Origin of the sequence: Aeromonas sp. S15(2024) (assembly GCF_041402265.1) — a bacterium.
Lineage (GTDB): Bacteria > Pseudomonadota > Gammaproteobacteria > Enterobacterales > Aeromonadaceae > Aeromonas > Aeromonas dhakensis.
The window spans coordinates 248,266-259,608 of the sequence record NZ_JBGLQY010000003.1 but is presented as its reverse complement, the minus strand read 5'-3'; the positions used below and the strand labels follow the sequence as shown (position 1 = coordinate 259,608).

The following is an 11,343-nucleotide window of genomic DNA, read 5'->3' as shown; positions in this document are numbered from 1 at the left end:
CCACCATGATGCTCAATCAGAATCGTAACAAGGTGCTGCGGCCCGCCTGGCGGGGCGCAAAACATAACGTCAAAAAGAAAAGGAAACTGGCATGTCAGGAAGACACTCTCTGGTAGCGCTGGCCGTCGGGCTGGCGCTGGCGGGACAGGCACAGGCACAACTGCTCATCAGCGAATACCTGGAAGGCTCGGGCAACAACAAGGCGGTGGAGCTGAGCAACCTCGGCAGCGACGCCGTCGATCTCTCCCAATACCGGTTGGCGCTCTACGCCAACGGCAAACCCATCAGCGAATCCCCCACCAACAGCCTGGCGCTGCAAGGCACCCTGGCCCCGGGGGCCACTTTGGTGCTGGCCAACCCCTCTGCAAATGCCGAGATCCTGGCCAAGGCCAACCGCACCAGCGGCAACCTGGTGTTCAACGGTGACGATGCCCTGGTGCTCTATCGCGGCAGCGAGATAATCGACAGCTTCGGCCAGGTGGGGGTGGATCCGGGTACGGCCTGGGTGTCGGGCAACGTCTCGACCCTGGACATGACCCTGCGCCGCAAGGCCACCGTCACCACGGGTCGGACTGATGCAACCGCCCCCTTCGATCCGGCGCTCGAATATGTGGCCGCCCCGAAAGATGACGCCAGTGGCCTGGGTTGCAGCGGCGATGGCCCCTGCGATGGTACCCAGCCGCCCGCCTTCGTCTGCCCGGTGGACAGCCTGGTGCCGGTGCCCGCCATTCAGGGCCCCGGCAACAGCAGCCCGCTGGTGCCGGCCGGCAAGTTCGAGTCTGAGCAGGCCTATGCCACCCGCGGTGTGGTGACCCAGGTGGTGAGCGGCCTCTACAAGGGCTTCTTCATCCAGGATGAACAGGGGGACGGCGATCCGGCCACCTCCGACGGCCTCTTCGTCTACAGCACCAAGGCCAACGCTGCCATCGTGCCGGGGGCCGAGGTGTGCGTCTCGGGCAAGGTGAAAGAGTATTTCAACCAGACCCAGATCAACGCCGACGAGCTGGTAGTGACCCGGCCTGCTGGGGCCGTGCCGGCGGCGGTGGATCTGGTGCCGGTGGCGGGGGAGAGCCTGAGCCAGCTGCTGGAACGTCACGAGGGGATGCAGGTGCGGCTGGTGCCTGAATCCAGCCTGGTAGTGACCCGCAACTTCAGCTTCGACTACGACGGCAAGCGCAACAACCTGGTGCTGGCTTATGGCGCGCCGCTCATCAAGTCGACCCAGAAGTTTGCCGCCATGAGTCAGGAGGCGAGCAATTGGGCCCTTCGCAACCAGCAGAACCAGCTGGTGGTGGAGACCGACGCCAAGGCGCCGGACGGTGTGCTGCCCTGGTTCCCCGGCTTCAACGCCGAGGACGGTTACCTGCGCATCGGCGACAAGCTCAACGGGCTGGAGGGGGCGCTTGGCTACTCCTACAACCTGTTCCGACTGGTGGCCAGCAACCGCATCGACGCCAGCCAGATAGATCACAGCGGCTGGGATCGGGTGGAAACGCCGGAACTCGCCGAGGCGGGGGATCTGCGGGTCGCGAGCTTCAATGTGCTCAACTTCTTCACCACTGTCGTGGGGGGCGATGCCAACCCCACCGGCAGCAACCGGGGCGCCCTGACGGTGGCGGAGTTCGAGCTGCAGCGCACCAAGATCGTGAGCGCCATCACCCGTCTCAATGCCGACGTGGTGGGGCTGATGGAGATAGAGAACAACGGCTACGGCGATAACTCCGCCATCGCCAACCTGGTGGGGGCCCTCAACGCCGCCCAGCCGGACGAGGCGGATCACTACCGCTGGATTGCCTCGCCGGATGGCAAGCCCATCGGCACCGACGCCATCACGGTGGGCCTCATCTACCGACCCGCCAAGGTGACCCCGGAGGGAGCCGCCAGCCTCATCGCGCTGCCGGTGCAGCAGGCCGAGGCGCAGGATGCCAGCGGCAAGCCGGTGACCATCAACCAGGGGATGCGCGAGTCGCTGGTGCAGCGTTTCAGCTCGCCCAAGGGGGATGCGCCCCTGACCCTGGTGGTCAACCACCTCAAGTCCAAGGGCTCCGCCTGCTTCGAGGATTACCCCGACTACGCCACCGCCGATCCCCTGGATGGCCAGGGCCACTGCAACGCGCTGCGGGTCTCCGCCGCCAAGGTGCTGGGGGAACAGCTCAAGGGGGTGAGCGGGGATCTGCTGCTTATCGGCGACATGAACGCCTACGGCATGGAGGATCCCATCCGGGTGCTGACCGACTATGATCCGGCCGCTCAGTCGCGCCAGATCATGAGCGCCTCCTTCACCACATTGGCGGGCCAGCCCTTCGAGGAGAGCGGCAGCGCCCTGGGCAAGGGATATGGCCTTATCAACCTCAACACCCGCTTCCACGGCACCGACACCTACTCCTACAGCTATGAAGGGGAGCTCGGCAACCTGGATCACGCCCTGGCCAATCCGAGCCTCGCGGCCAAGGTGATCGGCATCGAGGATTGGCACATCAACTCCGCCGAGAGCAACTTCTTCGAGTACGGCAGCAAGTACAGCGGCCAGCTGGCGAAATCCGAAGGGCCCTTCAGCGCCTCGGATCACGACCCCGTGCTGGTGGCCATCCAGTATCCGCTGCCCCCCGCCGGGGTGTTGAGCCTCGAGAGCGCCGCCGCGAATGTGGAGGAGGGCAACACCCTGTCCCTGACCGTCAGCCGCAGCGATGGCAGCCATGGGGAGGCCAGCGTGAGTTATCGCATCGCCTACGGCAGCGCCGATGCCAACGACGTGGCGCCGCTCACCGGCACCCTGCACTGGGGGGCGGGCGAGAGCGACAGCCAGACCATCAGCATCCCGGTGAAGAGCGACACCCTGCGCGAGGGGGACGAGACCTTTACCCTGGAGCTGTTTGATGCGAGCGGCGCGACCCTGGGCGAGCAGCACCAGACCCTGGTGACCATCAAGGACAAGCTGGCGCCGTCCACCATTTCGCTGGCGCGTGCCAGCATGACGGTGAACGAGGGGCAGTGGTTTGCCGAGATCCCGCTGGTGCGCAGCGGCGATCTGAGCAAGCCGGCCCGGGCCCGGGTGGCCCTTGACGGGGTCACGGCGCGCTGGGGGCTGGATTTCCTGCCCTGGTTCAGCCAGACCGTGAGCTGGGCCGCGGGCGAGGGGGGCAGCAAGTCGGTCAAGGTGCTGATCATCGATGACTGGTTTGTCGAGCCCACCGAGCAGTTCAAGGTGAGTCTGGCCGCGCTGCAGGGTGGCCAGCCGGGCAACCTGCAGGAGACCCGGGTCGACATTCTGGACAACGACAAGTCCTGGTGGCCCTTCGGTCGCCACTGAGGATGACTTCTCAATATAAAAAGGGGCCTGCGGGCCCCTTTCTGTTGTTGGCCACCTTGCGGTTGCAGGCCAACGTGCCGAAAACAACGAGGCCCATCACCAGGATGGGCCTCTGAGCTGGACACGCTGACGGGATCAGCTGCCGCTCTGGGGGCCGTCGATCACCAGCTTGCCATCCTTGACCGGGATGGTGGCGCCGGGGGCCTTGTTCATGCGGATCACCCCTTCCTGACCGGCGAGGCGGTAGGTGACGTCATAGCCCAGGGTACGGGTGCTGCTCTCCTGCACCGTCTTGCAGCGCTGCTCTGTGGTGGTGTAGGTATCACCGGCCTGCATGTTGCCCTGCACCTGGTTGCCGGCATAGCCACCGGCCACGGCGCCCGCAGCGGTCGCCACCTTCTTGCCGTTGCCGCCACCAAACTGGTTGCCAAGCACGCCGCCCAGCGCCGCGCCGACCACGGTACCCAGGATCTTGTGCTCGTCCTGCACCGGTTTGCGGTGGGTCACGGTGACGTTGCGACACTCCTGACGGGGGGTCTTGATGGTCTCGGTCACCGCTTTGCTGGCCAGCACTTCGGCGAACTGAGGCTGTGATGAAAACAGGGATCCGCTGGCGGCGGCTGACAAGGCCAGCGCAGAAGCCACACCGATCCCGACTCCTGCCAACATGGATTTGTTCATTTTCTCTTCTCCTCAAATGCATCACGGGATGCGTCTCTTGCTTGCGCTCATCTTGGCACAAGGGCAAGGAGGCACAAGGCAAAGCCCGTGCGGGCACGACAGCCCCTGACTGCACCGAAAAGCGTCTCGTCAAAAAGGTGTCGGGCTTTGGCGACAAAGGGCGGCTGAGGGCAGCAAAAGTGATCTGCGAGTGGCATTTTGCGATTCAGCTGGGCCTATTTTCCCATTTTGCGCCAAGCTTCTGCCGCTGCCGACTGGCGCAGTGGCAAACAAGGGGGGCCTAGTCGTCAACAAGGGCCAGTCTGGGCACGCCAACCGCTTGATAAATCACTGTTGCGGGGAGGATTGGCGGCCGATAACAGATCACGGCAAGCATTATGCTTGCTCTGTTGGCAGAGAGGATCAATCGCGTGTCTCTGGCGGCCCGCAGCAATGTGAGCCGGCAGGCGCCACCCGCAGTCAGGCCAGATTGGCTGCGGTCATCCGGTCAGCAAGGGGGTTCATATGTCGATGCTGCCAATATGGATACAACCGGCCGTGCAGGCCGGCATCATCACCCGGGAACAAGCCCAGCGGCTGCTGGACTCCCTCTATCAACCCCTCTGCGAGACGGCGCAGGAGCTGCCCGCCGACCTTGCCGACATCAGCCTCAAGCTCTTCTGTTTTCGCCAGCAGCACAGGGTGCGCCACTAGGCTCCGGATCTGCGCCGCAGTTTAAGCCTGACCCCGCCGGGGTCAGGGGCTAGAGCATCATCACCTGCGCCACCAGCATCAGGGCGCCGAAGCCCAGCACGAAGCCCACCATGGGCAGCACGAACCTGACCCACTGGTTGAACTGGATGCCGAGCATCTGCAGGGTGACCAGCACCAGCCCGGTGGGGGCCAGGAACAGCATGGCGTATTGCCCCCAGTTGTAGGCCGACACCACGATATAGCGCGGGATCATCACGGTATCCGCCAGCGGCGCCATGATGGGCATGGAGAGCACCGCCAGCCCCGAAGAGGAGGGCACCACCAGCCCCAACAGGGTGAACACCAGCATCTGGGCCACCGCAAACACGGCGCCGTGCATGCCGGCCACCAGACTGGAGGCATAGGCCAAAATGGTGTCCGAGATCATCCCCTGATCCAGCACCAGGTTGACCCCCCGCGCCAGCCCGATGATGAGCGAGACCGCCACCAGCTCGGACGCCCCCTGAGTGAAGGCTTCGACCGCCTCTTTCTCCTTGAGGCCGGAGATAAAGATGATGACGATGGCGACGGCAAGGAAGGAAGCCGCCATCTGCGGGAACCACCAGCCAGCCATGGAGACGCCCCACACCATCAGGGGGAAGGCGAGGATGAACAGGGTCAGGATGATCTTGCGGCGCAGGGTGAAGGTGACCCCTTCATCAAGGGAGCTCTCTTTCAGGAAGCGGGCCCGAAAGCTCTCTCTGTCCTCATAGGTGTAGGAGAAGGCGGGGTTGGCCTTGATCTTCTTGCAGTACCAGTAGAGATAACCGATCACCACCAGGGTGCCCACCAGACAGCCGACGGCGCGAAAGCTCAGCCCCTCGGTAAAGGGAATGCCGGCGGCGTTGGAGGCGATCACCACCGAGAAGGGGTTGATGGTGGAGAAGGTGGTGCCCATGGAGGCGGCAAGGAAGATGGCCCCCACGCAGACGATGGCGTCATAGCCGAGCGCCAGAAAGATGGGCACCAGGATGGGATAGAAGGCGACCGCCTCCTCCTCCAGTCCGCAGGTGGTGCCCCCCAGAGCCATCACAAAGCAGACCAGCGCCACAAACATAAACTCGTTGCCGCGGGTCTTGCGCGACAGCGCCACCAGTCCGGCATTGAAGGCGCCGGTCTTGTTGATGACGCCGATAAGCCCCCCCAGCACCAGGATGAAGACGATGATGTCGGCCCCCTCTATGGTGCCCTTGACCATGCTCACTGCCACGTCGGAGAGCCCCTTCGGCGCCTGGGCCAGCCGCTCATAGGTACCGGGGATGGCGATGGGCTTGCGGATGGTGCCGTTGACGAACTGCTCCACCCCGATATTGATATCGAGTCTGGTCAGCTCATCCTGAGTGGCGGGCACTCGCCGGGTTTCCCCTTGCGGCGTGTTGATGGTCAGCATATGGCTGGCGGTATTATAAGAGAGCTTGGCATAGGCGCCCGCCGGAATTATCCAGGTGAGGGCGATGGCCAACAACATGATCAAAAACAAGATGGTAAACGCGGTGGGAAATTGTCTGCGGGTCTGGGTATTCGGCTCGGCACACATAGAATGCTCCTCGATAAAGCAGGTTCGGGCTCGGCGGAATATCGGGTCGATAGGGTTCCTTCGTCATGCAGCGAGAGTGCGCAAACTCACTGGTTGTAGCGCATCGTATGGCGAGAAATCTGGCCTGATATTGAACATCCGGTAGATTGTTTCACAAAGAAACCATAACCCGCCGAGGGGAAGCATGAACAGCGCTGCGGGCCTGCTTTATGGATGCCGTCACAAAATATATTTCATGAGGAATCTGTCATTAATTTATTGGCAATAAACCGATGCGCTTGCTTATGCCATAAATATCCAGCTGGCATTGTTTGTAAATATATCGATATCGGCAAGCCTGCAACCAGATATGACCAGCTTGCATGCAAGCATCAGCATATTCATTATTTGCCGGGTTTTATGCTGAGGATATTGGCCGTCGATATTTGTCGCTGAAAAAACAGGCATCAGCATGCAGCTTAGTCAGATTCGCGTTGCCGGCGCAGCGCCTCTAAGACGTTTTGCTAATACCTGTGGCCATCGCCTCGCGCTAGGCTGTGATCCCCGATACGAGCACCCTCTGGCAGGACGCCAGACGATGGTTGCCGGCGCTCCCGGGAGCGCACCGCTTTTGCTACCTGCGAGGAAGGAACCCGATGACAGAGCAGAACATCTATCAGCGCGATCTGGAAAAAAATCCCGCCAATTATGAGGCGCTGACCCCCATCAGCTTTCTGGGACGGGCCGCCCGGGTCTATCCCGACTATCCGGCGCTGATCCACGGCCCCCTGCGCCAGAGCTGGGCCCAGACCGAGCGACGCTGCCGCCAGTTGGCCTCGGCCCTTCGCCGCCATGGCATCGGCGAGGGGGATACCGTCTCCATCGTCGCCCCCAATACCCCGGCCATGTTCGAGGCCCACTTCGGGGTGCCCATGAGCGGCGCCGTGCTCAACACCATCAACACCCGGCTCGATGCCGAGTCGATGGCCTTTATCTTCCAGCATGCCCAGAGCAAGGTGGTGCTGGTGGACCGGGAGTTTGGCTCCGTGGTGCGCAAGGCGCTGGCATTGATTGAACACTCGCCGCTGCTCATCGCCATCGACGATCCCCTCTATCGGGAAGGGGAGCTAGTCAGCGAGCTCACCTATGAGGGGTTTCTTGCCGAGGGGAGCGGGGATGAGCCCGGCTGGTTGCCGCAAGATGAGTGGCAGGCGATCTCGCTTAACTACACCTCCGGCACCACCGGCAACCCCAAGGGGGTGGTCTATCACCATCGCGGCGCCCACCTCAATGCAGTCAACAACGTGCTCTCCTGGGAGCTGCCCAAGCACAGCGTCTATCTCTGGACCCTGCCGATGTTTCACTGCAACGGCTGGTGTTTCCCCTGGACCCTGGCGGCGACGGCCGGGGTGAGCGTCTGCCTGCGCCATGTGCAGGCGGCGGCCATCTATGAGGCGCTGCACGAGCACAAGGTGACCCATTTTTGCGCCGCGCCCATCGTACTCAACATGCTCAACAACGCCGATCCGGCCCTCAAACGCGGGCTCGACCACCCCATCAAGGCGATGACGGCAGGCGCGGCGCCCCCTGCCACCGTGATCGCCGGCATGGAGGCGATGGGGATCGCCGTGACCCACGTCTATGGCCTCACCGAAACCTATGGCCCCTGCGTGCTGTGCGAGCCGCAAAAAAGCTGGCAGGGGCAGGATGCCACCACGCTGTCGCGTCTGAAAGCACGCCAGGGAGTGGCCTCACCGCTGCAGGGAGAGATGCGGGTCATCAATCCGGTCAGCGGCGAGGCTGTCCCTCAGGATGGCAAGACCATGGGCGAAATCGTGCTGCGCGGTAATGTGGTGATGAAGGGCTATCTCAAGAACCCCTCCGCCAGCGCCGAGGCGATGGCGGAGGGGTGGTTTCGAAGCGGCGATCTGGCGGTGTGGCACCCGGACGGTTATGTGGAGATCAAGGACAGATCCAAGGACATCATCATCTCGGGCGGGGAGAACATCTCCAGTCTGGAGGTGGAGGACGTGCTCTATCGCCACCCCGATGTGGACGAGGTGGCGGTGATCGCCATGCCGGACGAGAAGTGGGGGGAGGTGCCCTGCGCCTTCGTCAAGCTCAAGGAGGGGCGTGAACTCACCCAGGCCGAACTCATTGCGTTTTGCCGCGAGCAGATGGCCCATTTCAAGGCCCCCAAGCGGATCATCTTCACCCCGCTGCCGAAAACCTCCACCGGCAAGGTGCAGAAATTTATGCTGCGCCAGCAGCTCGGGTGACTCTGACGAGAGCGCCAAGTCAATCAACGGGCCTGCGGGCCCGTTTTGCTTTACGAGATGCAGGAAGCAAGGCCTCGCCGGTAGCGGTTGCCAGCCAACAATACGTGCCTTTCGGGCCGGTCCCGGCTTACTATGCCTGTCATCTCCTGCCAGCCTGAGGATGTCCGTGAGAAAATCGGATCGACTGTTTCAATTGACCAACCTGCTGCGGGCTCACCAGCCTCTGACCGCCCGCGAGCTGGCAACGCGCCTGTGTGTCTCGGAGCGCACCATCTACCGCTATATGGACGATCTCTCTCTGGCTGGCATTCCCGTTTATGGTGAAGCCGGGCTGGGCTATCGGCTGAGTGAGGGGTTCGAGATGGCCCCCTTGCAGTTGAGCGCAGCCGAGCTGGAGGCCCTTATCACCGGGGTGAACCTGGTGGCGGTACTGACCGGCAAGGGGATGGCCGATCCGGCCCGGGCCCTGCTCGCCAAGATAGAGGCCGCTTTGCCGGCTCAGGGCATTCAGGCGGACCGCGACCCCGTGGTGCGGGTACCGGACTATCGCACGGCGCATCCGGTATACGCCCGCTGGGATCAGTTGCACGAGGCCATCACCGCCGGCCGCTGGCTGGAAATAGGTTATCAGGATGCCAAAGCCTGCAAGACGGGCCGCCACATCTATCCCCTCGGACTCTTTTACTGGGGCGGATGCTGGACGCTCGGCGCCTGGTGTGCGCTGCGTCAGGCCTACCGGGATTTCAGAGTGGATCGCATCGATACCCTGGCACTGTGCCGTCAGGGAGAAGGGGCGCCCCCTGGAGTGACCCTGGCCGATTACCTCGCCCTGCGGCAGTCGGACGAGTTCACTCATGCGCGCAGTGGTGCCGAAACGGCAATTCAGGACTGACACAAGGCTGTCAGTAGCCCTTCGTTATGCTGTTTTCTCCAGACCATCCACAACGGAGAGAACAAGATGATCATCAAGGGCGACATGCAAGGGGCAGGGGGCGTCGAGTTTGCCACTTTCAGACTCAGGGAAGGGGTGACGGAGGCGGATTTGCTCGCCCTGGCACACAGGGTCGAGTCCGAATTTCTTGTCCAGCAGTCCGAGCTCATTGTGCACTGCCTGCTGCGCGGCGCCGACGGTATCTATGCCGATCTGGTGATGGCCCCCAGCCAGTCACTGGTCGAAGCCTATTGCCAGCAGTGGTTGCACAATGCCGTGGCAGGGGAGTACCTGACTCTGCTGGATCCTGATTCGGTGAACATGAGCTTTTGGACCCGTATCGGCTGAAAGAGTGTGCGGCCTGCCGGCTCTCGTGCCGGTGCTGGCCATTAAATGAAACGGGCCCATCAGGGCCCGTTTGTGCTTCACCGGCTGGTCATCACTTGGTGTGGCGCTCATAAAGCCGCTGCACCACATCCTTCAAACCCAGTCCCTCGTTTTGCAGCAAGACGGTCAGGTGGTAGAGCAGATCGGCGGATTCGTTGATAAGTTCCTGCCGATCCTTGGCCATGGCGGCCAGCGCCACTTCGACACCCTCTTCACCCACCTTCTGGGCGATGCGCTTGGTGCCCTTGCCATAGAGGCTGGCGGTGTAGCTGGTGGCCGGATCCGCGCCTTTGCGTGCGGCCAGGATCTGCTCGAGCTCGGCCAGGAAGCCGAGCGGTGGCACGGGGTGGCCGTCGAAGCAGGAGGGATTGCCCAGATGGCAGGTGGGGCCGACGGGGTTGGCGGCGATCAGCAGGGAGTCCTGATCGCAGTCGGTAGTGATGGCGACCAGCTGGAGCACATGGCCCGAGCTCTCCCCCTTGGTCCAGAGGCGCTGCTTGCTGCGGCTGAAGAAGGTGACCTGGCCAGTCGCCAGGGTTTTATCCAGGGCTTCCCGGGTCATGAATCCCTGCATCAGCACCTCGCCGCTGGCGGTATGCTGGACGATGGCGGGGATCATGCCGTCACATTTCGCCCAGTCCAGGCGCTCAGCCAGCGATGCGTCGTTGTTTACTGCTTGATTATTCACGGATGGCGACTCCTTCGGTTTTCAGCCAGCGTTTCAGTTCGGGAATGGGGATAAGGCCTTTGTGGAACACGGAGGCGGCCAGCGCCCCGTCCACGTCGGCGAGGGTGAAGGCATCGCGAAAGTGCTCCATGGCACCGGCGCCGCCGGAGGCGATGAGCGGCACCTTGCAGACGGCGCGCACCAGCTTGAGCTGCTCGAGATCATAGCCCTGGCGCATGCCGTCCTGGTTCATCACGTTCAGCACGATTTCACCGGCGCCACGCTTTTGCGCCTCCTCGACCCAGTCGAGGGTATGCCAGGCGGTGGTGCGGGTGCGGCTCTCGTCGCCGGTAAACTGCTTGACCTGATAGTGACCGCTTTGCGCATCAAAATAGGAGTCGATGCCCACCACCACGCACTGCACGCCGAAGCGCTCGGCCAGGCGGGTGATGAGGGTGGGATCGGCCAGTGCCGGCGAGTTGATGGAGACCTTGTCGGCCCCGAATTCCAGGATCTGGCGGGCATCCTCGACACTCTTGATGCCACCGGCGACGCAGAAGGGGATGTCGATGACCTCGGCCACCCGGCTCACCCAGCTCTTGTCCACCACCCGCTCATCGCTCGAGGCGGTGATGTCGTAAAACACCAGCTCGTCGGCCCCCTCGCTGGCGTAGCGGCGGGCCAGCTCGACGATGCCACCCATCACCTCGTGATTACGAAACTGCACTCCCTTGACCACCACGCCATCTTTGACGTCGAGACAGGGGATAATACGCTTTGACAACATGCTCGTTGCTCCATGTAAAGCACTGTTAAAACTAACGTTGTTGCCTACGGGCC

General features: G+C 62.7%; 9 protein-coding genes. 5 read left to right on the top strand and 4 right to left on the bottom strand.

Features of this window, described 5'->3' with window-relative positions:
* Window positions 1–91 precede the first annotated feature (91 nt).
* The gene (locus ACB033_RS08470; RefSeq protein ID WP_371140455.1) at window positions 92–3,310 is read left to right on the top strand and encodes an ExeM/NucH family extracellular endonuclease; all 3,219 of its coding nucleotides are present in this window, start codon (window positions 92–94) and stop codon (window positions 3,308–3,310) included.
* Window positions 3,311–3,445: 135 nt separating this feature from the next.
* Here ACB033_RS08470 and ACB033_RS08465 read toward each other — a convergent pair whose 3' ends face one another.
* The gene (locus ACB033_RS08465) at window positions 3,446–3,991 is read right to left on the bottom strand and encodes a glycine zipper 2TM domain-containing protein (RefSeq protein ID WP_016350791.1); all 546 of its coding nucleotides are present in this window, start codon (window positions 3,989–3,991) and stop codon (window positions 3,446–3,448) included.
* A gap of 504 nt (window positions 3,992–4,495) precedes the next feature.
* Between ACB033_RS08465 and ACB033_RS08460 the strand changes: the two genes are divergently transcribed.
* The gene (locus ACB033_RS08460; RefSeq protein ID WP_139725556.1) at window positions 4,496–4,684 is read left to right on the top strand and encodes a hypothetical protein; all 189 of its coding nucleotides are present in this window, start codon (window positions 4,496–4,498) and stop codon (window positions 4,682–4,684) included.
* A 49-nt stretch (window positions 4,685–4,733) separates the two neighbouring features.
* On the opposite strand, the gene ACB033_RS08455 is transcribed toward ACB033_RS08460, so the two are convergent.
* Window positions 4,734–6,260 (bottom strand): YfcC family protein, encoded by a 1,527-nt coding sequence (locus ACB033_RS08455; RefSeq protein WP_139725555.1) that lies wholly within the window; start codon window positions 6,258–6,260, stop codon window positions 4,734–4,736.
* Between the two features lie 635 nt (window positions 6,261–6,895).
* On the opposite strand from ACB033_RS08455, the gene ACB033_RS08450 reads away from it, so the two are divergent.
* From ACB033_RS08450 to ACB033_RS08440, 3 genes are all read left to right on the top strand, one after another.
* The gene (locus ACB033_RS08450) at window positions 6,896–8,518 is read left to right on the top strand and encodes an acyl-CoA synthetase (protein ID WP_139725554.1); all 1,623 of its coding nucleotides are present in this window, start codon (window positions 6,896–6,898) and stop codon (window positions 8,516–8,518) included.
* A gap of 193 nt (window positions 8,519–8,711) precedes the next feature.
* Entirely contained in the window at window positions 8,712–9,410 is a 699-nt protein-coding gene (locus ACB033_RS08445) for a YafY family protein (protein ID WP_193557970.1), read from the top strand.
* A 66-nt stretch (window positions 9,411–9,476) separates the two neighbouring features.
* Window positions 9,477–9,797: a hypothetical protein gene (locus ACB033_RS08440; protein WP_005301101.1), complete on the top strand. Its 321-nt coding sequence runs from the start codon at window positions 9,477–9,479 to the stop codon at window positions 9,795–9,797.
* 91 nt (window positions 9,798–9,888) lie between these two features.
* On the opposite strand, the gene hisIE is transcribed toward ACB033_RS08440, so the two are convergent.
* Both hisIE and hisF read right to left on the bottom strand, forming a co-directional pair.
* A complete protein-coding gene (hisIE, locus tag ACB033_RS08435; protein ID WP_139725552.1) occupies window positions 9,889–10,524 on the bottom strand; it encodes a bifunctional phosphoribosyl-AMP cyclohydrolase/phosphoribosyl-ATP diphosphatase HisIE in 636 nt (211 codons plus the stop codon).
* Entirely contained in the window at window positions 10,517–11,290 is a 774-nt protein-coding gene (gene hisF / locus ACB033_RS08430) for an imidazole glycerol phosphate synthase subunit HisF (RefSeq protein ID WP_011706044.1), read from the bottom strand. The genes hisIE and hisF overlap by 8 nt, the downstream gene beginning before the upstream one ends.
* Between the last annotated feature and the right edge of the window lie 53 nt (window positions 11,291–11,343).